General features: G+C 65.9%; 25 protein-coding genes. 11 read left to right on the forward strand and 14 right to left on the reverse strand.

The window, feature by feature from the left end:
• The first annotated feature begins 6 nt into the window (after positions 1-6).
• The 3 genes from AC1DYS_RS14865 to AC1DYS_RS14875 all read left to right on the forward strand — a co-directional run bounded on the left by AC1DYS_RS14865 (position 7) and on the right by AC1DYS_RS14875 (position 2,236).
• Positions 7-1,008: an ABC transporter substrate-binding protein gene (locus tag AC1DYS_RS14865; RefSeq protein WP_477900376.1), complete on the forward strand. Its 1,002-nt coding sequence runs from the start codon at positions 7-9 to the stop codon at positions 1,006-1,008.
• Between the two features lie 77 nt (positions 1,009-1,085).
• Positions 1,086-1,742 carry a TetR/AcrR family transcriptional regulator gene (locus AC1DYS_RS14870; protein WP_477900378.1) on the forward strand — a complete coding sequence of 219 codons (657 nt, stop codon included), beginning with the start codon at positions 1,086-1,088 and terminating at the stop codon, positions 1,740-1,742.
• A gap of 203 nt (positions 1,743-1,945) precedes the next feature.
• Positions 1,946-2,236: a hypothetical protein gene (locus AC1DYS_RS14875; RefSeq protein ID WP_477900380.1), complete on the forward strand. Its 291-nt coding sequence runs from the start codon at positions 1,946-1,948 to the stop codon at positions 2,234-2,236.
• Between the two features lie 80 nt (positions 2,237-2,316).
• Here AC1DYS_RS14875 and AC1DYS_RS14880 read toward each other — a convergent pair whose 3' ends face one another.
• Positions 2,317-3,096, reverse strand: a complete 780-nt coding sequence (locus AC1DYS_RS14880) for a response regulator (protein ID WP_477900382.1) — start codon at positions 3,094-3,096, stop codon at positions 2,317-2,319.
• On the opposite strand from AC1DYS_RS14880, the gene AC1DYS_RS14885 reads away from it, so the two are divergent.
• Complete coding sequence (locus AC1DYS_RS14885; protein ID WP_477900384.1) at positions 3,095-5,467, forward strand: ATP-binding protein; 2,373 nt, start codon at positions 3,095-3,097, stop codon at positions 5,465-5,467. The genes AC1DYS_RS14880 and AC1DYS_RS14885 overlap by 2 nt on opposite strands.
• A 141-nt stretch (positions 5,468-5,608) precedes the next feature.
• Positions 5,609-5,875, forward strand: coding sequence for a hypothetical protein (locus AC1DYS_RS14890; RefSeq protein WP_477900386.1), 267 nt, complete (start codon positions 5,609-5,611; stop codon positions 5,873-5,875).
• Positions 5,876-6,304: 429 nt separating this feature from the next.
• Here the strand turns inward: AC1DYS_RS14890 and AC1DYS_RS14895 are convergent, their stop codons facing one another.
• From AC1DYS_RS14895 to cyoA, 8 genes are all read right to left on the reverse strand, one after another.
• Positions 6,305-7,171: an aldo/keto reductase gene (locus AC1DYS_RS14895; RefSeq protein ID WP_477900388.1), complete on the reverse strand. Its 867-nt coding sequence runs from the start codon at positions 7,169-7,171 to the stop codon at positions 6,305-6,307.
• Between the two features lie 64 nt (positions 7,172-7,235).
• Entirely contained in the window at positions 7,236-7,772 is a 537-nt protein-coding gene (locus tag AC1DYS_RS14900; RefSeq protein ID WP_477900390.1) for a response regulator transcription factor, read from the reverse strand.
• Positions 7,762-9,093, reverse strand: coding sequence for an ATP-binding protein (locus AC1DYS_RS14905; RefSeq protein ID WP_477900846.1), 1,332 nt, complete (start codon positions 9,091-9,093; stop codon positions 7,762-7,764). Before AC1DYS_RS14905 ends, AC1DYS_RS14900 begins: the two co-directional genes overlap by 11 nt.
• Before the next feature lie 50 nt (positions 9,094-9,143).
• Positions 9,144-9,896 (reverse strand): SURF1 family protein, encoded by a 753-nt coding sequence (locus AC1DYS_RS14910; protein ID WP_477900392.1) that lies wholly within the window; start codon positions 9,894-9,896, stop codon positions 9,144-9,146.
• The gene (gene cyoD / locus AC1DYS_RS14915) at positions 9,893-10,291 is read right to left on the reverse strand and encodes a cytochrome o ubiquinol oxidase subunit IV (protein WP_047491309.1); all 399 of its coding nucleotides are present in this window, start codon (positions 10,289-10,291) and stop codon (positions 9,893-9,895) included. Before cyoD ends, AC1DYS_RS14910 begins: the two co-directional genes overlap by 4 nt.
• Before the next feature lie 32 nt (positions 10,292-10,323).
• Positions 10,324-10,977 (reverse strand): cytochrome o ubiquinol oxidase subunit III, encoded by a 654-nt coding sequence (gene cyoC, locus AC1DYS_RS14920; RefSeq protein ID WP_477900394.1) that lies wholly within the window; start codon positions 10,975-10,977, stop codon positions 10,324-10,326.
• Position 10,978: 1 nt separating this feature from the next.
• A complete protein-coding gene (gene cyoB / locus AC1DYS_RS14925) occupies positions 10,979-12,985 on the reverse strand; it encodes a cytochrome o ubiquinol oxidase subunit I (protein WP_477900396.1) in 2,007 nt (668 codons plus the stop codon).
• Between the two features lie 15 nt (positions 12,986-13,000).
• Positions 13,001-14,068 carry a ubiquinol oxidase subunit II gene (gene cyoA / locus AC1DYS_RS14930; protein WP_477900398.1) on the reverse strand — a complete coding sequence of 356 codons (1,068 nt, stop codon included), beginning with the start codon at positions 14,066-14,068 and terminating at the stop codon, positions 13,001-13,003.
• A 173-nt stretch (positions 14,069-14,241) separates the two neighbouring features.
• Between cyoA and AC1DYS_RS14935 the strand changes: the two genes are divergently transcribed.
• The 6 genes from AC1DYS_RS14935 to AC1DYS_RS14960 all read left to right on the forward strand — a co-directional run bounded on the left by AC1DYS_RS14935 (position 14,242) and on the right by AC1DYS_RS14960 (position 19,207).
• A complete protein-coding gene (locus AC1DYS_RS14935) occupies positions 14,242-15,570 on the forward strand; it encodes an MFS transporter (RefSeq protein WP_477900848.1) in 1,329 nt (442 codons plus the stop codon).
• Between the two features lie 168 nt (positions 15,571-15,738).
• Positions 15,739-16,437 carry an alpha/beta hydrolase gene (locus tag AC1DYS_RS14940; protein WP_477900400.1) on the forward strand — a complete coding sequence of 233 codons (699 nt, stop codon included), beginning with the start codon at positions 15,739-15,741 and terminating at the stop codon, positions 16,435-16,437.
• A gap of 157 nt (positions 16,438-16,594) precedes the next feature.
• The gene (locus AC1DYS_RS14945; protein WP_477900402.1) at positions 16,595-16,843 is read left to right on the forward strand and encodes a hypothetical protein; all 249 of its coding nucleotides are present in this window, start codon (positions 16,595-16,597) and stop codon (positions 16,841-16,843) included.
• On the forward strand, positions 16,843-17,826 hold the full coding sequence (locus tag AC1DYS_RS14950) for an NAD-dependent epimerase/dehydratase family protein (RefSeq protein ID WP_477900404.1): 984 nt from the start codon (positions 16,843-16,845) through the stop codon (positions 17,824-17,826). Before AC1DYS_RS14945 ends, AC1DYS_RS14950 begins: the two co-directional genes overlap by 1 nt.
• Positions 17,827-17,859: 33 nt before the next feature.
• Positions 17,860-18,168 (forward strand): hypothetical protein, encoded by a 309-nt coding sequence (locus AC1DYS_RS14955; RefSeq protein WP_477900406.1) that lies wholly within the window; start codon positions 17,860-17,862, stop codon positions 18,166-18,168.
• A gap of 16 nt (positions 18,169-18,184) precedes the next feature.
• Positions 18,185-19,207, forward strand: coding sequence for an extracellular catalytic domain type 1 short-chain-length polyhydroxyalkanoate depolymerase (locus tag AC1DYS_RS14960; protein ID WP_477900408.1), 1,023 nt, complete (start codon positions 18,185-18,187; stop codon positions 19,205-19,207).
• An 18-nt stretch (positions 19,208-19,225) separates the two neighbouring features.
• Here the strand turns inward: AC1DYS_RS14960 and ccmI are convergent, their stop codons facing one another.
• The 5 genes from ccmI to ccmE are packed head-to-tail and all read right to left on the reverse strand — an operon-like array spanning position 19,226 to position 23,811.
• A complete protein-coding gene (ccmI, locus tag AC1DYS_RS14965; RefSeq protein ID WP_477900410.1) occupies positions 19,226-20,470 on the reverse strand; it encodes a c-type cytochrome biogenesis protein CcmI in 1,245 nt (414 codons plus the stop codon).
• The gene (locus AC1DYS_RS14970; RefSeq protein ID WP_047491173.1) at positions 20,470-20,922 is read right to left on the reverse strand and encodes a cytochrome c-type biogenesis protein; all 453 of its coding nucleotides are present in this window, start codon (positions 20,920-20,922) and stop codon (positions 20,470-20,472) included. The genes ccmI and AC1DYS_RS14970 overlap by 1 nt, the downstream gene beginning before the upstream one ends.
• Positions 20,919-21,440, reverse strand: coding sequence for a DsbE family thiol:disulfide interchange protein (locus AC1DYS_RS14975; protein ID WP_477900413.1), 522 nt, complete (start codon positions 21,438-21,440; stop codon positions 20,919-20,921). The genes AC1DYS_RS14970 and AC1DYS_RS14975 overlap by 4 nt, the downstream gene beginning before the upstream one ends.
• The gene (locus tag AC1DYS_RS14980; protein ID WP_477900415.1) at positions 21,437-23,377 is read right to left on the reverse strand and encodes a heme lyase CcmF/NrfE family subunit; all 1,941 of its coding nucleotides are present in this window, start codon (positions 23,375-23,377) and stop codon (positions 21,437-21,439) included. The genes AC1DYS_RS14975 and AC1DYS_RS14980 overlap by 4 nt, the downstream gene beginning before the upstream one ends.
• Positions 23,374-23,811, reverse strand: a complete 438-nt coding sequence (ccmE, locus tag AC1DYS_RS14985) for a cytochrome c maturation protein CcmE (protein ID WP_477900417.1) — start codon at positions 23,809-23,811, stop codon at positions 23,374-23,376. The genes AC1DYS_RS14980 and ccmE overlap by 4 nt, the downstream gene beginning before the upstream one ends.
• Between the last annotated feature and the right edge of the window lie 107 nt (positions 23,812-23,918).

The raw sequence follows: 23,918 nt of genomic DNA on the forward strand, positions 1-23,918 counted from the left end.
TTCACGATGGTCCGTTCTTCTCTCAAGTTCGCCGTTGCTGCGCTGGCGTTTGCCTGCGCAGCCGGAGCGCACGCCGCTGACAAGTTCACCGTGCAGATGAAGTGGGTGCCGCAGGCGCAGTTCGCGGGCTATTACGTCGCCGCTGCCAAGGGCTACTACAAGGACGAAGGACTCGACGTCACCATCAAGCCGGGCGGCCCCGACGTCTCGCCGGTGCAGGTGCTCGCTGGCAACGGTGCAGACGCCATCGTCAACTGGATGCCTGACGCGCTCGCCGCGCGCGAAGCCGGCGTGCCGCTGGTCAACATCGCGCAGGTCTTCAACCGCTCGGGCCTGATGCTCACCTGCAAGAAGGCCAGCGGCGTGACCAAGCCGGCCGACTTCAAGGGCAAGACGCTCGGCGTCTGGTTCGGCGGCAACGAGTACCCCTTCCTCAACTGGATGGCGAAGCTCGGCCTCAAGCCCGACACCGACATCAAGATCCTGAAGCAGGGCTTCAACGTTGACCCGCTGCTGCAGAACCAGGCCGCCTGCATCTCGACCATGATCTACAACGAGTACTGGCAGGTCGTCGATGCCGGCGTGAAGGAAGCCGATCTCGTGACCTTCTTCTACGAAGACCAGGGCGTGGCTTCGCTCGAAGACGGCCTCTACGTGCTCGACAGCAAGCTGAAGGACCCGGCCTTCGTCGCGCGTGCTGCCAAGTTCCTGCGCGCTACGCTGAAGGGCTGGAACGACGCGGTGAAAGACCCGGCCGGCGCGGCCAAGATCGTCGTGGCCGCCGACCCATCGGGCAGCGCCACGGTGAAGGTGCAGCAACGCCAGATGGAAAACGTGGCCAAGCTGATCACGACCGCCGGCACGCCGAAGATCGGCTACCTGGAGCCGGCCGCCTATGAGCGCACGGTGAAGGTGCTGCTGGCTGCCGGCAGCTCACCCGTCATCAAGAAGGACCCGGGCCCCGCCGGCTACAGCCACGCGGTGTGGGAAGCAGCCACGAAGAAATGACGAGCCCCAGGCCACCGTTGCGCGGTGTCCGCTCCCCGAAGGGAGCAAAAGAACCCGGGGCGACCCGGCGTTCTCTGGTGGCACCCGACAAGGTGGAGCCCGCCGGCCAGATCCGGCAGGCGAATCGTGAACGCATCCTCGGCGCGGCGGAGAAGGTCTTCGCCCGCGCCGGGTTCAACGGCGCCACCATGGCCGCCATTGCCGAGGGCGCCGAGCTGCCCAAGGCCAATCTGCACTACTACTTCGGCAGCAAGCACGATCTCTACCGAGAGGTGCTTGCCGGCACGCTGCGCGACTGGCTGGTGCCGATGGACGTGATGACGGCCGAGGCCGAGCCGGCCGAAGCGCTGGCCAGCTACATCCGCGCCAAGATGGCGATGTCGGCCGAGCGGCCCGACGCCTCGCGCGTGTTCGCCAACGAGCTGCTGCACGGCGCGCCGGTGCTGGGCGACCTGATGCGCAGCGAACTGCGCAAGCATGTGGAGCGGCAGGCCAAGGTGATCCGCGGCTGGATTGCCGCCGGCCGCATGGCCGAGGTCGACGTGGAGCATCTCTTCTTCACGATCTGGGCCGCCACCCAGACCTATGCCGATTTCGACGTGCAGGTGCGCGCCGTGCTCGGCCGCAGCAAACTGACCCGCCGCGACCACGAGCGCGCCACGGCGCATGTGGTGTCGCTGGTGCTGCGAGGGTGCGGCTTGTCGCCAGCGACAGGCGTCGAGCCGAGCCGCTGAGGTCCCGCGGGCGGCGTGCCTGCGTGCACGCCGTGACAACTGTGTCGGAGCCGACACATGGCGATATCTGCTGAACACACACTGAGGCGACGATCTAGGCTCCCGCAGGTGCGGGCCGCGCGCGGCCCGCACTCGATGACGTTGGAGCCGCAATGGACGGCCATCACCGATGCGCTGTCACCGATCGAGGAGTCGCCTCAACAATGAACACAAGAGCAAACGCCGCAAGATCCGACGCAGCGATGGAGCTGGAGCACCTGCAAGCGCTGGTGTGCGAAATCGAGAGCCTCGCGCAGCGCTCGCTGGCAGAGCGAGGCGAGGTGGTCACGCTCGCCTGGTTGCGCGGGATCGTCCACCGGGTTGAGCATCTGGAGACGGCCTGGCGTAACACGCTGCCGTCGACGCCCAAGACGACCCCGGAGCAGCAACGGCGCGGCTACGACACCGCCAATTCGGCGCGGCCGCGCCAAAGTTCCAGGATGGGCATGGCCTAGCCATGCCCGGCATTTCTCACTTCACGATGGACGAGTGCGAACGGCCCTGCAGCATGTTGCCAACCTCAGCAGCCCCCGGCTCACACCGCCGCTTCGGCGCGGGAGACGGGCGGCATGAACATGTAGCCCTCGCTGCGCACGGTGCGGATCAGCTCGGTGCGGTCCTTGCCGAACACGAGCTTGCGGCGCAGGCGGCTGATCTGTACGTCGATGACGCGATCGCAGGCTTCGCTGTCCGAGCCGAGCACGTAGTCGAGCAGCTGATTGCGCGTCAGCACGCGCCGCGGGTGTTGAAGAAACGCACGCAGCAAGCGGAACTCGCCGTCCGAGAGGGTGACTTCGTTGCTCGATGGATCGTGCAGCAGGCGCGACATCAGATCGAGGCGCCAGCCGGCGAAATGCAACGTGTGGCCGTCGTCCGACGACGCGGGAGCGCCGGCCTGCGGTGCTGCAGTGGTGGCCGCAGGGGCAGACGTTCGCCGCAGAACCGTGCGGATGCGCGCCAGCAGTTCTCTCGGGTTGCAAGGCTTGGCGAGATAGTCTTCTGCGCCGACTTCCAGGCCGACGATGCGGTCGATGTCGGTGCCAACGGCCGACAGCATGATGACCGGAGGCCCGCCGCTCTTCTGCAGCCCCTTGAGTGCGGTGAGCCCGTCTTCGCCGGGCATCATCACGTCGAGCACGATCAGCGCAAACTGGCTTTGCGCGAGCTTGCGGCGCATCTCCATCGGGTCGCCAGCGGTGTCGACCTGGAACCCGTGCTTCTCGAGGAAGGAAGAAACAAGGCTGCGGATGCCCTCGTCGTCATCGACAATGAGAATTCGCGTGGCACTGCTCGAGACCGGAAGGATGGCGTTCATGCCGCGAAAATACCAGACCTCGCCGACCCTGCGTGACCACGAGCCCGCACACAGCGGCAACAAAGGTGTGGAAGTGACATCTGCTTCACGTCGGTGGCCCGGGCCGCCGCTCGCGTTGCAGATCATGGGCCTGCTGCTCGGCGGGCTGGTCGTGGCGCAGCTGGTGACGCTTGCGCTCACGCTGTTGCTGCCGCCCGAGCCACAGCCGCAATACAACCTGAACGACATCGCCCGCGCGCTGTCGGGCTCGGTGATCGAAGCGCGTGGCGCGAGGCCGCTGCAGCGCGTGATCCAGGCAGAGCCTCCCGAGCTGACCGGTCCCGGCTGGCTGACCTCGGAGCGTTCGCGACGCGATCTTGCCGGGCTGCTCGGTCGCGGCGAGCCCGACGTGCAGCTCTACTTCTTCACGCCGCTGCCGTTCGCGGGCACGGCCCGGCCCGCGTTGCAGGTGGAAGCCGAGCAAGAGCTTGCGCCGCAACGGCGCAGCGCGGAGTGGCTCTATGACGACGCCGCTGCGCCGCGCATCATGCGCGCGGACTACCAGATCGCGCAGGCCCGCCCCATGCCGTCGCCGGGGAGCCCGCCGGCTGCTCCGACGCCTGCGCCATCGCCCGGAACGCCGCCGGGTACGCCAGGCACCCCGGGCGTACGGCCGGGCTTCAACCCGCCTTTGTTTCCTGGGCCACTGTTCCCGTCCCCCTCGTTCCCGAGGCCGAGCTTCCCTGCGCCGGGCCTGCCTTCTCGCGCGGCCGCTCCCGGCGACGCGAAGCCGGGAGCGACGGCGCCTGATGCAACGCAGCCGCCAGTGGCAACTGATGCCGCCGGTGGAGCAGCGCCGGCCCCTGCACCGACGGATTCACTCCCGGGCACGGCCCCAACCACGGAGCAGCCAGCCAATTTGCAGCCACCTCCGGACTCGGTGGCTCCGGGGACCGCGCCCTCCAAGGCAGCCGCCCCGGACGCCACAGCACCCACGATGACCAAAGAGCCATTGGCCCAGGATCGCGTCGCGCCCGGCTCACTCCCTCCGCAGAATTCGCCGCCGCCGATGGGTTCGACTTCCGACGTCAAGCCCGCGCCCACCGAGCGCGCGTTGGCGGCGCCTTCAACCCCGCCACCCATTCCGCAAACCGGCGCTGTCGCACCTCGGCGAACCGACGCGGCGCGCGAACCCCTGCCTGAAGCGACGAACGGGACGGCTCAAGTTCCACCACCAAGCAGTGCGCCGCCGACCCAGTCAACAGGTGCGGCGGATGCTGCCGCACCGGCTGCGGCCACGGTGCCGCCAGCGAGCCCGCCTGAGCAGGGCAGCATGCCCGCCCCGGCCACCTCAACGCTGCCTGGCATCGAGCGCAGCCCTCGCCCGATTGCCATCAGCTCGCCCCTGCGAACGCTGTTCGGCTTCGGGCCCGCGCCGTTCATCGAAGGCGACTTCGTCGCGACCATGCGGATCGCGAACGTGGGCTGGGCCGTGGTGCAGCCGGTACCCGAGCCCTTCCCGAACGCCTGGCAGCGCCGCGTTCTGCTTTGGTTTGTCATTGCGGCCGCGGTGGTGGTGCCGGTGGGCTGGTTGTTCTCGCGCCGCCTGGTCCGCCCCATCGCCGGCTTTGCCGCAGCCGCCGAGCAACTCGGCCGCGACCCGACCGCGCCGATCCTGGCGCTCGATGGGCCGGCAGAAGTCGGCCGCGCGTCCCAGGCCTTCAACCGCATGCAGAGCCGGCTGCACAGCTTCGTCGCTGACCGCACCGCGATGATTGGTGCCATCAGCCACGACCTGCGCACGCCGCTCACGCGCATGCGCTTTCGCATCGAGGACATCCCCGACGAGTTGCGCGAGAACATGCTGAACGAGGTCGAGGAGATGGAGCAGATGATCAGCTCGGTGCTGGCTTTCAGCCGCGACGCGTCGGAGCCGGGCTCGCGCGAGGTGTTGGATCTGTCGAGCCTCGTCGAAGACGTGGTCGAGAACGCGGTGTTCGTCGGCAAGGACGTCACGCTCGAAGCGAGCGAGAAAGCGTCGGTCGAGGTCGACGCGATCGGCATGCGCAGGGTGCTGGGCAACCTGGTGGAGAACGCCGTGAAGTACGGCGGGCAGGCTCGCGTGCGGTTGTTCACCGACCGCCAGGACGCGGTGGCCGAAATCTCCGACAACGGACCGGGCCTGCCGGACGAAGAGATGGAACGTGTGTTCCAGCCTTTCTACCGCGCACCCGACGCGCGCGCGTCCGACAAGCAGGGCACGGGGCTCGGGCTCGCGGTGTGCCGGTCTATTGCGCGGGCGCATGGTGGTGATGTGCAGTTGAGGCGAGGCACCCAGGGGCTCATCGCGCAAGTGCGGTTGCCGCTGGCTTTCGGGGCGGCGAGAGCCTGAATCGGTGCACCGCATCGGGTCGAAGCGGTTTTGATCACGAGGCGGCTTTACCGACGGAGCAGTGCTCGCCGCAGCGGTTCGCGCCACAGAAGTCAGCAGCGGCCATCGCAGTGCTTCGGCACTTCACGAGAGTGGCTGAACATGAAGGCCATGCACGCGGAGCAGATCGGAACAGTGGGCGGCTCGCAACTCGACGACGAAAGCCGGGTGCTAGAACCCTTTGGCTACTCGATTACGTTGCTTATTGCACACGCACTGTCCGTAGTTGAATCAGACTGCGCGGCTACCCTGAACTGCCGGTTTGGCGTGCGAACAAATGCTGCCGTCAGCGCATCGCGCCGGGTAGATCATTTCAAGGTCACTGGGGCCCAGAGCGGATTCTTTGGCTTTAATGGCTTGCTCGCGTAGTCTGTCGTTCTCTGCATCAGCATGCTTCCCGATCTTCATCGCGACCCAGATCCAGATGAGGCATATCGCCCCTGCGCCCACTCCTGGTCCATTCAATCTATCGAGCATTACCCATGAACATAGACCGAGCATGATCACGAAGCTGGCGCCGATTTCACAGAGCGCCCTCTTGTTGGGACTCATAGCCATGCGAGAAGTAGCTCGAACCATACGCTGCTCTTTGCGATTGCCATGGCGAAGTTCCACAGGTGAGAAAGAACGAATACCGTTTATCTGATGTCGAAGCAAGGCAGACCGAGAGCCTTTTGGCGCATGGCCATCGGATGCACCTCGTTGGAGAGCCGCGTGCTGGCGGTGGAGTGGGGCAGTGTAAGTTTCAGCGGCGGTAGCGGGCAATGCCGCCGCCGAAGATCATCGCGGCACGGGCCCTCAGATCATCGACAAGGGGGTCTTCTTCTTCGGCGGTGCGAACCGCTTGTCGATGCGTCGCAACTCGTCTTCGCTCAGGTGCACGCTTGCGGCCGCAAGGTTCTCCTGCAGGTGGCTGGCCGACGACGCCTTGGGGATGGCCGCCACGCCCGGCCGGCTCACGACCCAGGCGAGAGCGACCTGCGCTGCCGTGAGGCTGCGCTCTCGGCCGATTTGCGCCAGCGTGTCGTCGCCGGCGAGCGTGCCCTGGTCGATCGGGCTGTAGGCCATCAGGGGCATGGCACGTTCGCGCATCCATGGCAGGAGGCTGAACTCGGGGCCGCGCTCGCTGAGCGAGAAGTACACCTGGTTGGTCGCGCAGGCGCTGGCGCCCAGGCGGGTGATCACGGCACCCAGCTCCTGCATGTCGTCGACATCGAAGTTGCTGACACCCCAGCTGCCGATGTGGCCGGCCTGCACCAGCGACTCCATCGCCTCGACCGTCTCGGCCAGCGGGTGCGAGCCGCGCCAGTGCAGCAGGTACACGTCGATGCGATCGAGGCCCAGGCGCTTGCGGCTGCGTTCGCACGCCGACACCGTGCCGCGGCGGCTGGCGTTGTGCGGGTAGACCTTGCTGACGACGAGCAGCTCCTCGCGCTTCACGGCGCCGGCGCGCAATGCTTCGGCGAGTGCGAGGCCGACGACCGTCTCGGCACCGCCTTCGCCATACATCTCCGCTGTGTCGATCAGGCGGTAGCCCATGTCGATGGCGGCCCGCACTGCTGCGACCTCGGCGTTGCGCGAGGCACTGACTTCGCCCATGCGCCAGGTGCCGAGGCCGAGCACGGGCATGGCGGCGGGGCCGCCGGGCAGTGGAAGTTGACGCATGGGTTCTCCTTTCCTGAAAGGCGATTGGTGCTGCTGACCCTATGGTGGCCGATCGCGGCCAACCCTACTTGACTTGTTGCTTGCCCAGCTTGCGCGCGAGCGTGCGCCGGTGCATGCCGAGGCGGCGGGCGGTTTCCGAGATATTGAAGCCGGTCTCGGCCAGCGTCTCGTGGATGCGCTCCCACTCCAGCGTCTTGATCGACGACGAGCGGTTGGTCAGCTCCACGTCGGTGGTGCCGGCAGCGCGGCCGAAGGCGGCCTCGATGTCGTCGGTATTCGACGGCTTGGCGAGGTAGTGGCAGGCGCCGAGCTTGATCGCCTCGACGGCGGTGGCGATGCTCGCGAAGCCGGTGAGCACCACGATCAGCATGGCCGGGTCGTGTGCGTGCAGCGCCTGCACGCAGGCCAGGCCCGAGACATCGCCATGCAGCTTCAAGTCGACGATGGCGTAGCCCGGCGATTCGGTCTGCAGCACCTTCGTCACGTCATCGAAGCTCGCGGCCAGCGTGACCTGGTAGTCGCGCCGCTCGAACGAGCGGCCAAGCGTGCGCGCGAACGCAGCGTCGTCCTCGACGATCAACAGGCGGCGTTCAGTGGCCATGGGTGGGTTCTTCCTCCAATGCGATGGCGGCGAGCGGCAGCGTGATCTTCACGATCGCGCCGCCCTCGGGCCGGTTGTGCGCCTCCACCGTGCCGCCGATGGTGCGTGCGACGTTGACCACCAGGAACAGGCCGAGCCCCGCACCGGGGCGGCCCTTGGTGGACTGGTAGGGCTTGCCGAACTGCGACAGCATGCCCGGCGCGAAGCCGGGGCCGGCGTCGGTGACGGTGAGCGTCAGCGCATCGCCTTCGCGCGCCGCGTCGAGCCGCAGCCAGCGGGGCGAGGCTTCGAGCGCGTTGTCGAGCACGTTGCAGATCATCTGCTCGATGGCCGAGTCGTCGACCATCAGCACGTCGTCGCCGAAGCGGTTCTCGTAGGTGAATGCCGAGACCGGCCGGGTGGCGCGCCATTCGTCCACCAGCTCCTGCAGGAACTCGCTCACGGTGGTCTTGGCCGACGAATCGCCACGTGCCTCGCCGGCCGACAAGAGGATGCCGCTGACGATGGACTTGCAGCGCTCGATCTGCACCTGCATCTCGCTCACCTCGGCCAGCAGCTCGGGGTCGGAGCTGAAGTGCGGCAGGTGCTGCCAGTCGCCGAGGATCACGGACAGCGTGGCCAGCGGCGTGCCGAGCTCGTGCGCCGCACCCGAGGCCAGCAGGCCCATGCGCACGATGTGTTCTTCTTCGGCGGCGCGCTGCCGCAGGTCGGCCAGGCGGGCATCGCGTGCGCGCAGGTTGCGGGTGATGCGCTTGATGAAGACGGCGAGCAGCGCGGCGTTGAGCGCAAAGCAGATCAGCGTGCCCTGGATGTAGGGGCTCGCGAGGCCGCGGGCCAGGTCGAGCGGCAAGGGCAGCGGAATCGACAACAGCGCCAGCCCGGCGAAGCAGAGGCTGGTGGCGCCGACCATCGTCCACGTCGACCAGGGTTCGAGCAGCACCGCGCCCAGGATCACCTGCAGCAAATAGAGAAAGACGAAGGGGTTGGTGGCGCCGCCGCTCAGGTACAGCTGCATGGTGAGCACGGCCACGTCGACCAGCAGCGCGATGAACAGCTCGGTGTTGCTGACCTCGCGGTCCATGCGACAGCGCAGCATGCTGGCGAGGTTGAATGCGACCAGGCAACCCAGCGCCCACATCATGTGCTCGAGCGGCAGGTGGATGTCGAAGCCGAAGTGCACGATGAGGATGGTGATCACCTGGCCGACCACCGCGATCCAGCGCAATTGCACCAGCTGCTGCATGTTCCTCAAGCCGGCCGCTGTGGCGTTGAGCCGCTCGGGCAGCGTCGTCGCCGAAGCGCCGGCGGCTCGCGACGGCATGGCCGCTGGCAGCGAAGGCGGCACGGAGTGCGGAGGCATCTCTTGCGGGATCATCGTTCGCTGCGGTCTTCGCGCATCACGCGCCAGGCGGCCCAGGCTGTCATCAGCGCGAGCGTATACCAGGTCATCGCGTAGACGAGGTGGTTGTTGTGGAACGAGATGACCGTGAGGCCACCGACCGGTGCGGTGTCGGTGCGCGGGCCAGCGTCTGCATCGATGAAGTAGGGCGCCGCCTTGGGCAACCCGCGTGCCGTGGCGATGGCCTGCACGTCACGCGAGTACCAGCGGTTCGCTCCGGGGTCGTTGCTGCGCAGGAAGCCGCCGCCCGGCTCGGTGATGCGCAACAGCCCGGTGACGGTGGCGGGAGTAGCGCCGCCGGCACTGTGCGCGGCGGGGTCGCGGCGCTCGGGCGGCACGAAGCCGCGGTTGATCAGCACCACACTGCCGTCGGCCTGCCGAAGCGGCGTGAGCACCCAGAAGCCTGCGCCGAGCGTCGTTGAAGCCTGGACTGTTGTCTCGGCTTCGTCTAGCCAGTGGCCGGTGAGCTGCACATGGCGGTATTCGTCATCGGCGGCGTTCACGTGCGGCCAGCGTTCGGGCCCCGGTGCCGGGGTGGCGGGTGCGCTCACACGCTGTTCGACGCGCTCGATCAGCGCCAGCTTCCAGCGCAGGCGCTGCACTTGCCAGGTGCCCAGGGCGGCGAACAGGGCGAAGAGCAGCAGTGCCGCGATCGCGATGATCGGCCGGGCCGCATGGGGCGGCCGGCGCGAAGGTTCGTCTGCGCTGTGAGCCGGCCCGGTCAAGGCATGTTGCGCATGTCGTGCGTGGTGGTCGGCATCATGTTGTGGTTGAGGTGGTACATCACCCACAGAGAGCCGCTCAAGGTGATCACCACCAGCACCAGCGTGAAGATCAGGGCCAGCATGGTCCAGCCGCCCTCGCTCTTGGTGTTCATGTGCAGGAAATAGATCATGTGCACCACGATCTGCACCGCGGCAAACGCGAGGATCACGATGGCGGTGGTGCTCGACTTGTCGAACACCTTGCCCATCACGAGGTAGAACGGAATCGCGGTGAGGATGACGGCGAGCACGAAGCCCGTCATGTAGCCTTTGAAGGTGCTGTGGCTGATGGCCTCTTCGCCGTGGTCGTGTCCGTGTCCGTCGCCACCCAGCGGCGAGTGGTCGAGCGCTTCCATGCGCGGCGTGGTGTGGGCTTGGTCTTGTGGTGTCATTTCAGCGTCCCCATGAGGTAGACGAAGGTGAAGACGCCGATCCACACCACGTCGAGGAAGTGCCAGAACATCGACAGGCACATCAGCCGCCGGCGGTTCTCGGTGATCAAGCCCTTCTGGGCCACCTGGACCATCAGCACGACGAGCCAGATGATGCCGAAGGTAACGTGCAGGCCGTGCGTGCCGACCAGCGTGAAGAACGACGACAGGAAGGCGCTGCGCTGCGGCCCGGCGCCTTCGTGGATGAGGTGCATGAACTCGTAGAGCTCCAGGCTGATGAAGCCCGCCCCCAGCACGCCGGTGATGGCCAGCCACACCAGCACGGCGCTGGCCTTCTTGTGCTGCATCTCGAGCACGGCAAAGCCGTAGGTGATCGATGACACCAGCAGCAGCGAGGTGTTGATGGCCACGAGCGGCAGGTCGAACAGGTCGGCGCCCGTCGGCCCGGCGGCGTAGCTGCGGCCCAGCACGCCGTACGCGGCGAAGAGGCAGGCGAAGACCAGGCAGTCGCTCATCAGGTAGAGCCAGAACCCGAGCAGCGTGCCGTTCTCGGCGTGGTGCTCTTCGGTCGAGTAGAAGCGCGGCGCCTCGACGGCGGGCTGCACCGGCGCTCTGCCGGAAGGGAAGGGAACGGTGAGGTCAGCAGTCATGTCAGGTCGGGCTGGCTGCGAGGAGTCGGGTGCGATCGCTTTCGATGCGGACGACCTCGTCCGCAGGGATGTAGAAGTCGCGCTTGTAGTTGAAGGTGTGGACGATGGTGGCGCCGATCATCGCGACGAAGCCGATGCCCGCGAGCAGCCACATGTGCCAGATCAGCGCGAAGCCGCAGACGGCGCTGAGCGCGGCGATCACGAAGCCCGCCCAGGTGTTGCTCGGCATGTGGATGGGGATGAAGCCTTCCTTCGGCCGCGCGTACTGGTTGGCCTTCATGTCGTGCCAGGCGTCGCTGTCGCGGATGATGGGCGTGAACGCGAAGTTGTAGGCCGGCGGCGGTGAGGCGGTCGACCATTCCAGCGTGCGGCCGTTCCACGGGTCGCCGGTGGTGTCGCGCAGCGACTCGCGGCGGATGAAGCTCACGATCAGCTGAATGATGAAGCAGGCGATGCCGAGAGCGATCAGCGCTGCGCCGAAGGCCGCGATCACGAACCAGATCTGCAGCGAGGGGTCTTCGAAGTGGCTCACGCGGCGCGTCACACCCATCAGGCCGAGCACGTACAGCGGCATGAAGGCGAAGTAGAAGCCGATGACCCAGAACCAGAACGAGCACTTGCCCCAGAACGGGTCGAGCTTGTAGCCGAAGGCCTTGGGGAACCAGTAGGTGATGCCGGCGAGCAGGCCGAACAGCACGCCGCCGATGATCACGTTGTGGAAGTGCGCGATCAGGAACAGGCTGTTGTGCAGCACGAAGTCTGCCGGCGGCACCGCGAGCAGCACGCCCGTCATGCCGCCGATCACGAAGGTGATCATGAAGCCGATGGTCCACATCATCGGCAGCTCGAAGCGGATGCGGCCGCGGTACATCGTGAACAGCCAGTTGAAGATCTTCGCGCCCGTGGGGATCGAGATGATCATCGTCGTGATGCCGAAGAACGAGTTGACGCTTGCGCCCGAGCCCATCGTGAAGAAGTGGTGCAGCCACACCAGGTACGACAGGATGGTGATCACGACCGTGGCGTAGACCATCGACGCATAGCCGAAGAGCTTCTTGCCGCAGAAGGTGGACACCACTTCCGAGAAGATGCCGAAGGCCGGCAGGATCAGGATGTAGACCTCGGGGTGACCCCAGATCCAGATCAGGTTCACGTACATCATGGCGTTGCCGCCGAGGTCGTTGGTGAAGAAATTGGTGCCGACGTAGCGGTCGAGGGTCAGCATGCCGAGCACCGCGGTCAGCACCGGGAAGGCGGCGACGATCAGCACGTTGGTGCACAGCGCCGTCCAGGTGAAGATAGGCATCTTCATCAGCGTCATGCCGGGTGCGCGCATCTTGACGATGGTGGCGATGAGGTTCACGCCAGAGAGCAGCGTGCCCACCCCCGCGATCTGCAATGACCAGATGTAGTAATCGACCCCCACATCGGGACTGAACGCGATGCCTGATAGCGGCGGGTAGGCCAGCCAGCCGGTGCGTGCGAATTCGCCAACGAAGAGCGAGGCCATGGTCAGGCCGGCGCCGAAGGTCGTCATCCAGAAGCTGAAGTTGTTCAGGAAGGGGAAGGACACGTCGCGTGCGCCGATTTGCAGCGGCACCACGAAGTTCATCAGCCCGGTGACCAGCGGCATCGCGACGAAGAAGATCATGATCACGCCGTGCGCCGTGAAGATCTGGTCGTAGTGGTGCGGCGGCAGGTAGCCCGCGTTGCTACCGAAGGCCACGGCCTGCTGGGCGCGCATCATGATCGCGTCGGAGAAGCCGCGCAGCAGCATCACCAGCCCGAGGATGATGTACATGATGCCGATCTTCTTGTGGTCGATGCTGGTGATCCAGTCGCGCCACAAGGTACCCCACAGGCCGAAGCGCGTGATGGCGCCGAGGATGGCCACGCCACCGATCGCGACGGCAATGAAGGTCACCAGCAGGATGGGCTCGTGCAGCGGGAGCGCGTCCCAGGAAAGACGGCCGAAGATCAGCTTCGTCAGGTCGTCGGAGGCAAGCATCGGGGTTCTCTGGGTTCAGTTCGCGGTGGGAACGGCGGCGACGGCGATCGGCCGGCCCTCGGGGTTGTCGGTGGTGCAGGCGAGCGCCTCGACATAACTGCGCATGCCCTGGCCGGTCGGCGAGGTACCAGACGCAGCGACCGGGTAAGCCGCCACCGAGCCGGTGCCGCTGGCGTCGATGGCCATCATCTGCGCCATGCACATCTTGCTGGTGTCGACGCAGCGGTTGAGGATGCGTTCGTACAGGTCGGGCGCCACGCTGGCAAAGCGCTGCACCGGCTCGCGCTCGCTCGGCTTCTCGAGCTGCAAATAGGCTTCGCGGCTCAGCGTTGTGCTGCCGGCCTTGGCCGCCTGCACCCACTTGTCGAAATCGGGCTTCGCGAGGCCATGGAACTTGAAGCGCATGTGGGAGAAACCGGCACCGCTGTAGTTGGCCGAGAAACCCTCGTACTCACCGGGTTTGTTCATCACGGCGTGGAGCTTGGTTTCCATGCCCGGCATGGCGTAGATCTGGCCGGCGAGCGCGGGAATGTAGAAGGAGTTCATCACCGTCGAGCCGGTGATCTTGAAGCTGATGGGCACGTCGACCGGCGCGGCCAGCTCGTTGACGGTGGCGATGCCCTGCTCGGGGTAGATGAAGAGCCACTTCCAGTCGAGCGCGACGACTTCGACCACCAGCGGCTTGGTGCCCTGCGGCACGGGGCGGGTGTCGTCGATGCGGCGCAGCGCGCGGTACGGGTCCAGCGTGTGGGTGCTGATCCAGGTGACGGCACCGAGCGCAATGATGATCAGCAGCGGTGCAGACCAGATCACCAGCTCGAGCGCGGTGGAGTGGTCCCAGTCGGGCTCGTAGGTCGCTTCCTTGTTCGACTGGCGGTAGCGCCAGGCAAAGAACACCGTCAGCGCGATCACTGGCACGATGATCAGCAGCATCAGCACCGTGGACACGACGATGAGCCGCCCTTGCTGCACCGCGATGTCGCCAGGGGCATTCAGCACCAGCGTGTTGCAGCCCGCCAGCCAGGCCATCGGGAAGACACACAGGCTGCGCCAGGGCGCGCGAAGGTTCTTGAAGAGGGTCATGCCGGGTGAGAAATGAGCCAGACGAAAGAAGGCGTGGAAAAACGGGATTGAACAGCCCACAATCTACGTTCAAAGGCGCGCGCCGGGGATTGGACGTTTTGTCCTATGGCGGTGATTTCTGTCCGGTGCGACGCTACGCCCTGTCTCTTCGACAGTCAATTTCTATCCACATGATGACGCCCAGCCTCGATCACACGTCCGACACCGAGATTGCCCGCGACGCGCGCTGGATCAGCGCCGACCACACGAACATCGCGCCGGGCGAGATCGCGATCGGAGTGGTCATCGGCCGCGTCTCCGAATACTTCGACTACTTCGTCTACGGCATCGCGTCGGCGCTGGTGTTCCCCTCGGTCTTCTTCCCGTTCGAGAAAGGGCTGGAGGGCACGCTGTTTGCCTTCGTCGTGTTCTCGTTTGCGTTCATCGCGCGCCCCATCGGCACCGTGGTGTTCATGAAGCTGCAGCGGCGCTTCGGGCGTGAGGCCAAGCTGACAATCGCGTTGTTCCTGCTCGGCATCTCCACAGCCGGCATTGCCTTCCTGCCGGGCTATGCGAGCCTCGGCTTTGCGTCAATCGTGTTGCTGTCCGTCTTCCGTGTCGGCCAGGGCATCGCGCTCGGCGGCTCGTGGGACGGGCTGCCTTCGCTGCTGGCCATCAACGCACCGCCGGAACGCCGTGGCTGGTACGCTGCGCTCGGCCAGCTGGGTGCGCCCATCGGTTTCATGCTGGCGAGCGGCTTGTTCGCGTTTTTGTATTCCAGCCTCGCGCCCGACGACTTCTTCGACTGGGGCTGGCGCTACACCTTCTACGTGGCCTTCGCCATCAACGTGGTGGCGCTCTTTGCGCGCCTGCGGCTGGTGGCCACGCATGAATACGCCCAGCTGCTCGATGCCAACGAGCTCGAACCGACCAACGTGGGCGAGCTGGTGCAGTCGCAGTGGTTCACGCTGATCGTCGGTGCGTTCGCTGCGCTGGCGAGCTATGCGCTGTTCCACCTGATCACCGTGTTCCCGCTGTCGTGGATCACGCTGTACTCCAACCAGTCGATCAGCGAGTTCCTGGTCGTGCAGGTGATCGGCGCGGCACTCGGTGCCGGCGGCGTGGTGATCTCGGGCTACATCGCCGACCGCATCGGCCGGCGACGCACGTTGGCCACCTTCGCCACGATGATCGCGGTCTTCAGCGGCTTCGCCCCCACGCTGCTCGACGGCGGCCGCCTGGGGCAAGACGTGTTCATCCTGCTCGGCTTCGTGCTGCTGGGCTTGTCTTACGGGCAGGCCGCCGGCGCGGTCAGCTCGAACTTCCAGCCGAAGTACCGCTACACCGGGGCCGCACTCACGTCCGACCTGGCCTGGCTGATCGGCGCGGCCTTTGCGCCGCTGGTGGCGTTGGGCCTGTCAGCCCACTTCGGCCTGGCCTACGTCAGCGTCTACCTGCTTTCGGGTGCCGCGGCCACGCTGGCAGCGTTGAGTGTCAACCGTGCTCTTGAGGCACGGGACTAGCCGCAATTCACTGGGTCGCTGCAGGGTTCGGCGGCTGCCGTTCTCAGCGACCGGTCTGGTGGCCGTCTGAAGATGAGGCTCGGCGTCCACCGCGCGTTGCGAGGCTTTGCTGCCTGCCTTGGCGCCGCGGCGCTACTCGCTGGCTGTGGCCTGTGGCGGCCCACCGTCGTGCCGCTGAGAACCATCGCGCAGCCGGCTGCCTGCGCCACGCGGCCCGATATCTTGCTGGTACTGCTGCCGGGCTCGTACTCGTTGCCGGAAGACTTCGTGCGCGAGGGCTTTGTGAAGACGGTTCGCGACCAGCGAATTGCTGTGGATGTGCTGCTGGTCGATGCGCACGTCGGCTACTACGACAAGCGCTCCATCGTCACGCGCTTGCAGGTCGACGTCATTCAACCGGCACGTGCGCAAGGCTACAAGCACATCTGGCTTGCAGGCATCTCGATCGGTGCCGTGGGTTCGATGTTGTATGCCGACGCGCGCCCTGACGACGTGGAGGGCCTGCTGCTCATCGCGCCATATCTTGGGTCGCGCCTCTCGGCCAAGGAGATCGAAGTCGCGGGCGGCCTCGCCACATGGCAGTCGCCGAATCTGCCGAGCGAAGGCGATATCGACCTCACGCTTTGGCGCTGGCTTCAGGTGCAGACCAGCCCTACGACCGCGGGCAAGAAACTGCCGCTCTTCCTCGGCTACGGCGACGACGATCGCTTTGTCTACAACGACAAGGTGCTGAGCCGGGCCTTGCCGCCGACCCGGGTGTTCACCGCCAGGGGAGGCCACGACTGGCCGGCATGGAAGGCGCTGTGGCCGCGCATGCTCGACGCGACTCCATTGCCGCGGGATGCTGGCTGCGTGCCGGCGCAGTAGCACCAGCAGCCCAACTTCAGCCAAGGCTCGTTGCCGGCCAGAGAACTTCGTGATGCTTCTGGCGCCCCGGTGACGAGCGAGTCCCGCAACGTCGTAGTGAAACCGCAGTTCCGATAGCATCGGCGGAGGCAATCAAATGTGCTCATGGAGGCCTGTGATGTCTGCTCAACCAAGGTATTGGTTTCCGGTGAAGCGCTACGGCTGGGGATGGGGGCTGCCGACGGCGTGGCAAGGCTGGGCCGTTTTGGCGGTGTTCGCCGGTCTCATGGTCGCCGGCTCGCTGGTCGTGTTGCCAGGGCAGGGGGTCGAGATATTCCTTGCGTACTCGGTGCTGCTGTGCGCTCTGCTGTTGGCGGTGTGCTGGTTGAAGGGAGAGCCACCCACCTGGCGCTGGGGCGGCCGTTGATGAAAGTTCTCGTCACCGGGAGTTCGGGTCACTTGGGCGAAGTGCTGGTTCGCAGCCTGAAGGCCACCGAGCACGAGGTGATCGGCATCGACATCGCACCGTCTCCGTTCACCGATGCCGTCGGCTCGATCGCGGACCGGCAGTTCGTGAGCCGCAGCATGCAAGGGGTGGATGCGGTCTTGCATACCGCCACACTGCACAAGCCGCATGTCGCGACACACAGCCGCCAGGACTTCGTCGACACCAACATCACCGGTGCGCTGAATTTGCTGGAAGAAGCCGTGCTCGCCGGCGCACGCCGCTTCGTCTTCACCAGCACGACGAGCGTGTTCGGCGATGCGCTGCGCCCACCGGTCGGGCAGCCCGCCGCCTGGATCACCGAAGACGTGGTGCCACAGCCGAAGAACATCTACGGCGTGACCAAGACGGCCGCCGAAGACCTGTGCCGGCTGTTCCACCGCAACCATGGCCTGTCATGCCTGGTGCTCAGAACCTCACGTTTCTTCCCTGAAGAGGACGACCAGAAAGAAGTGCGCGACCGTTATTCGCATGGCAACGTCAACGCCAATGAGTTTCTCTATCGGCGCGTGGACATCGAAGACGTGGTCAGCGCGCACCTGCTGGCGCTCGACAAGGCCGAGGCCATCGGCTTCGACAAGTACATCATCAGCGCGACAACACCGTTCACGAAAGACGACCTGGCCGACCTGCGCGCCGATGCGCCGGCCGTGCTGAAGCGCAAGGCCCCCGAGTTCGAGGCGCTGTATGCGGCCCGTAGCTGGCGCATGTTTCCAGAGATCGAGCGGGTGTACGTCAACGAGCGGGCGAGAACACATCTCGGCTGGCGGCCGAAGTACGACTTCGATCATGTGCTCAGAAGCCTGTGGGAAAACACCGACGTACGCAGCCCTCTGGCACAGCAGATTGGCTCGAAGGCCTACCATTCCCGCTCATTCGCGGAGGGCCCGTATCCGGTCGAATGATTYAGACTCCGATTTGGGCTCTTTTTGCTGAAATTGAAAACAAGACTTCGTGACCTGCTGGGGTTCGTGTTGGTGACACTGTCCGGTGTCGCCGCTGCAGACGACGCCACCGACCAGATGGTGGGCGGCATCGATGCCGTGATTTCCGCTTGCAACACCGCCGAACCGAAGACCGCCAAGGCCGCGCAGGACATGCTGGCGACCGCCGTGGCCCAGCGCAAGCTGGACCTCGTCTCCATCCGCAAGAGCGACGCCTACAAGGCCATCTACAACTCCGAGGCGAACCGGCTGCTCTCGATTCCTGCGAAGGAACGCGTGGCGGCCTGCAAGGGCGCGCTGTAGCGCCGGGCTTGAAGGAATGGCTCGCAAGTTCACGGTTTTTGTCACCGGCGGCTTGATGGGCCTGGCGAGCCTCGCAGCCCAGAATTGCCTTGCGCAGGATGAGGCCTCCGCCAGCGCACCGAAGAGCCTTCGCGAACGATGGGCCGAACGCCGCGCCGGCAAACAGGACAGCCTCGCGGTCGCCAATGTGCAGATCACCGGCCCGGGCGACTATGCACTGTCGCTCGTTCATGCAGGCCAAACGCGCCTGTACCATGTTCACGTGCCTGCAAGCTACTCGGTGGCCACGCCAATGCCCCTCGTGTTCTCCTTGCACGGCGGCGGCGGCGGCATGGACTACCAAGCCAATGACAGCTACTACGGCCAAATCTCCAAGTCGGACCAGGCAGGCTTCATCGCCGTCTTTCCGAACGGGTTCAGCAGGCTCAAGTCGGGCAAGCTTGCGACCTGGAACGCGGGCAACTGCTGCGGTTCGGCACGCGACGAAGGCAGCGACGATGTGGGTTTCATTCGCGACATCGTCAAAAGCCTGAGCACACAGCTCAATGTGGACCCGCGCCGGATCTTCGCCAACGGCATGTCCAACGGCGGGATGATGGCCTATCGCCTCGCCTGCGAGATGCCCGACGTGTTCCGCGGGATCGCGTCCGTCGCCGGCACCGACAACACCCAGTCGTGCACGCCCACGGCACCGATCTCGGTGCTGCACATCCACGCCAAGGACGACGAGCTGGAGCTGTTCGACGGCGGCGCAGGCCGCAAGTCGTCGAAGGTCACTTCATTCGTCTCGGTGCCCGTGTCGATCGCGAAGTGGGTTCGCTTGAACAGCTGCAACCCCACGCCGAAACGCGTGTTCGAGAACGCCGGTGCGTACTGCGATGCCTATACGTCCTGCCGCGGTGGCGTCGAAGTGAAGCTGTGCGTCACGCCGACGGGCGGGCATTCATGGCCCGGCGGCAAGAAGCCGCGCGGTGACACGCCAGGGTCGACTGCGCTGTCGGCCACCGACGTCATTGCGGACTTCTTCGTCAGTCGCTGAGCTTGCCTTTCGGCCCGTTCAGGGCCGAACCTGATCGATTACTACGTCAACCTTGCTCGCGCCCGGCTTCACCACCGGCCCTGCGCCGATCAGGTCACCCGGTCCAGGCGTGGCGCTGCCATTCTTCGAGATGCGCGCCTCGATGCGCACTTCCGCGGCTCCGGAAATCTTCGACTCGGGGCTCATGGCCATCGAATCGTCGAGCTTGAAGTCGAAGGGCAGGTCGGACACGTGCACGCGCTGCACGGCCAAGGGCATGCGCGAGCCTTGCGGCGCGCGCGCGAACACGAACACCGTGTCGGTCGGCTGCACCTTGGCGGCCAATGCCGGGCTCAAGCTCACTCGGCCGCTGATGGCGGCGCCGGGTACGGCTGGCGTTGCCGCTGCGGCCGTCTTCTTGTCGGCGGGGCCGCTCGCGGCCTGGGCCGTGGCGGCCGGTGCGCCGATCTGGGCACGGGTCTTGGAGACCGCTTCGCCCAGCCATTTGGCGTCGTCCGAATCGGGCGGCACGATGGTCAGCAGACGTTCCCACAGCGCCACGGCACCGGCGAAGTCATTGCGGTTGTAGGCGGCAGTGGCGGCGAGTGAAAGCGCCATCGGGTTCTGCGGATCGATCTCCAGCGCGCGCTTCACGATCTCCATCGGCTTGCCGTCGAAGTTGCCCATGGCCCGGGTGGCCAGCACGTCGGCGTATTCAGCCAGCAAGGTGGCGTTCTGATAGAGCGATTCGCCAATGTGGTTGAACGCGTCTTCGGCCTCCGGCAGGCGGTTCATCACGCGGTACGAACGGGCCAGCACGATCCAGCCTTTGGGATCGGACGGGTCTTTGGCCATGCGCGCGGCAAGATCGGACACCATCTTCTCGACGTCTTGCTGGGTGGCGATGCGAGTTGCTCGGGGGTCGAGCGCGGCCGGTGAGCCGAGCCAGGTGTAGAGGCCCGCGGCGGCGAGTGGCAACAACACGGCGAGCGCCAGCGAGGTGCGGCGCGAGCCGAAAGGTGCAGCAGTGGAAGCCGTTTCGCCGACGTTGACGTCGTCGAGCAGGCGGCGCTGCAGTTCTGCGCGCGCTTGCTCGTGGTCCGGCGCTGAAATCAGGCCCGCGGCGAGGTCGCGATCGAGCTCTTGCAACTGGTCGCGGTAAACGCCGGCGTTGATCTCGCGCGTGGAGGCCATCTCGGCCTTGGGCGCCTTGCGCCACGGGCGCAGCAACAACAACAGGGTGACCGCGACGAGCACCGCCGCGGCCAGCACGAAAACGCCCATCACGACTCTCCGTTGAGCAAGGCTTCAGCCTTGCGTTGGTCTTCGGGCGACAAGGCCGCATCCGCCGGCTTGCGCTTGCGCAAGAACGCCACCAGGCCGATCAGCCCGCCGACCAGTAGCACGAACGGCCCACCCCAGAGCAGCCAGGTGGTGGGCTTGACGGGCGGGCGGTACAGCACGAAGTCGCCATAGCGGCTGACGAGGAAGTCGCGCACCTCCTGATCGGTCTTGCCTTGCTTGATGAGGCCGCGAATCTCGCGGCGCAGGTCCATCGCCAGGTCGGAGCGCGAACCGGCGAGCGACTCGTTCTGGCAGACGAGGCAGCGCAACTCTTCAGCAATGACGACCAGACGCTGCTCGACGACCGGGTCTTCGGCCAGCGGTGCGGCCTCGTTGGCGTGGACGGAAACAGCGGCGAGCACCAGCGCCGCAGCGGCCCAAAGCTTCTTCATTTCTGCAGCTCTTTGATCAGGGGCACGATCTTCTTCTGCAGGACTTCGGGCGTCACCGGGCCGATCTGCTTGAAGCGAATGGTGCCCGTCTTGTCGATCACGTAAGTCTCGGGCACGCCGTAGACGCCGTAGTCGATGCCGACCCGGCCATCGGCATCGACCACCGTCAAGTCATACGGGTTGCCGAAGCGCGCCAGCCAGTTCTTGGCCTCGGGGGTCTGGTCCTTGTAGTTGAGGCCGACCAGCGGTGCGAGCTTCTGTTTGGCGAAATCGACGAGAACGGGGTGTTCTTCGCGGCAGGGCCCACACCAGGTGGCCCACACATTGAAGAGCCAGACTTTGCCGGCCATTTCCTTGGGGCTGAAGCGGCCGTCGGCTTCGAGCTGCGGTAGCGAGAACGCCGGGGCGGCCTTGCCGACCAGCGGGGAGGGCACTTCGTGTGGATCGCGGTTGAGGCCAATGCCCAGGAACACCGCCAACACCACGAAGAGTGCCAGCGGAATCAGGAAGCGTTTCATGCAGGCGCTCCCTGCACCACGGTGCTGCGCGCCTTCAGGCGGTAGCGCCTGTCGCTCGCGGCCAGCCCGCCGCCGAGCGCCATCAACAGGCAGCCGCCCCAGATCCAGACGATGAAGGGCTTGTAGTAGACACGCACGCTCCAGGCCGAGCCTTGGGCGTCGAGCGGTTCGCCGAGCGAGACATAGAGGTCGCGCGTCAAGCCGCTGTCGATGGCGGTTTCGGTCATCGGCATCTGCGATGAGAAGTAGCTGCGCTTCTCGGGGTTCAGCGTGCGCAGCACTTCGCCGTTCTTCGAGAGCTCGATGTCGCCACGTTGCGCCATGTAGTTCGGGCCGGGCACTTGCGCCACGCCCTTCAGGCGAACGGTGTAGCCGCCGAGTGTCACGGTGTCGCCGACAGCCATGCGAACGTCGCGCTCGACTTCATAGCCCTTGACCAGGGTGACGCCGACCACGAACACCGCAATGCCGATGTGCGCCAAGTGCATGCCCCAGTACGCCCGGGGCGGCCAACCCGACTTGAGACGTGCGCGAATCTGGAACGCGGAGCTCGCCACGATCCACACCGCCAGCAGCAGGCCGAGCGCGATCAGCGGCGTCCATTCGCCGACGAGAAAGGGCAGGCCGACGCCGGCGACCACCGCCAGCACGGCGGCCAGACGCAGGCGTTGGGTCATGTCGCGCGGGTCGGCGTGCTTCCAGTTCGCGAGCGGGCCGACGGCGATCAGGAACAGCAGCGGCAGCATGATCGGCACGAACACCGAATTGAAGTAGGGTGGCCCGACCGACAGCTTGCCCATGCCCAGAGCGTCGATTAGCAGCGGGTACAGCGTGCCGAGCAGCACCGAACCGGCGGCCACCACCAGCAGCACGTTGTTGATCAGCAGCAGCGTTTCGCGCGAGAACAGCGCGAACGCCCCGCCCATGCTGACCTTGGGCGCGCGCCAGGCAAACAGCGTCAGAGAGCCGCCGATCACGGCGGTCAGGAAGGCCAGGATGAAGATGCCGCGCTTCGGGTCGGTGGCAAAGGCATGCACGGAGGTCAGCACGCCGGAGCGGACGAGGAAGGTGCCGAGCAGCGACAGCGAGAATGCGGCGATGGCCAGGAGCACGGTCCAGTTCTTGAAGCTGCCGCGCTTCTCGGTGACGGCCAGCGAGTGGATCAGCGCCGTGCCCACCAGCCAGGGCATGAACGAGGCGTTTTCGACCGGGTCCCAGAACCACCAGCCGCCCCAGCCCAGCTCGTAATAAGCCCAATACGAGCCGAGCGCGATGCCGATGGTGAGGAAGACCCAGGCCACGTTGGTCCACGGCCGCGACCAGCGTGCCCAGGCCGCGTCGAGCCGGCCTGCCAGCAAGGCGGCGATGGCAAACGCAAATGCCACCGAGAAACCGACGTAGCCCATGTAGAGCATGGGCGGGTGCACCACCAGCCCGGGGTCTTGCAGCAGAGGGTTCAGGTCTTGCCCTTCCGCTGCGGGCGGAAGCATGCGCTCGAAGGGGTTGGAGGTGAGCAGCATGAACAGCAGAAAGCCCATGCCGACCAGCCCCAACACCCCAAGAACCCGGGCCACCATGGCCTGCGGCAGCTGGCGAGACAGCAGGCTGACGGCGAAGGCCCAGCCGTTGAGCATCAGCAGCCAGAGCAGCAGCGAACCCTCGTGGCCGCCCCAGACGGCGGCGGCGCGGTAGGCGGTCGGGAGCTTGGAGTTGGAGTGCTGGGCGACGTAGGTGACCGAGAAGTCGTTCGCCAGAAAAGCCTGCATCAGGCAGGCGAAGGCGAAGGCGACGAGCACGAACTGGGTTTGCGCGGCCGGGCGGGCGAGGGCGATCCAGCCTGCATGCCCCTTGTGGGCACCGATCAATGGCAAAACGCCCTGCGTTATCGAAATCAGCAGAGCGAGGATGAGGGCGAGGTGGCCGAGTTCAGGGGTCACTTGAGTGTCTTTCCCATCTTGGCGGCTTCATCGACCGCGTGCTTGGCTTCAGGGGGCATGTAGTTCTCGTCGTGCTTGGCCAGCACTTCGGTGGCGACGAACTGGCCGTCGGCGCCGAGCTTGCCCTGCACGACCGCGCCCTTGCCCTCCTTGAACAGGTCGGGAAGGATGCCGGTGTAGCTGACTGCGACGTCCTTGGCGGTGTCGGTGATGACGAAGTGCACTGTCATCTGGTCGCGTTGCAGGCTCCCCTGGCGCACCATGCCGCCAACCCGGAAGGTGCGGTTCTGGGGCGCTTCGCCGGTGGTGACCTGCGTGGGCGTGAAGAAGAAGGCGACGTTGCTCTGCAGGGCGTTGAGCACCAAGCCGGCGGCGATGCCCAAGCCGGCCAGTGCGCCCACGATGATCCCGATGCGTTTGTGGCGTGGCTTCATGGCTGTGGCACCGGGGCGTGGCCGGGCGGGGTGATGCTGGGCATGTGAGCGGGGGCTCTCGTTGTTCTGGAGGCTGGCTGCATGAGGCGCGCAAATGTCGCGACGCG

Source organism: Rhizobacter sp. P2_G4, assembly GCF_056403575.1.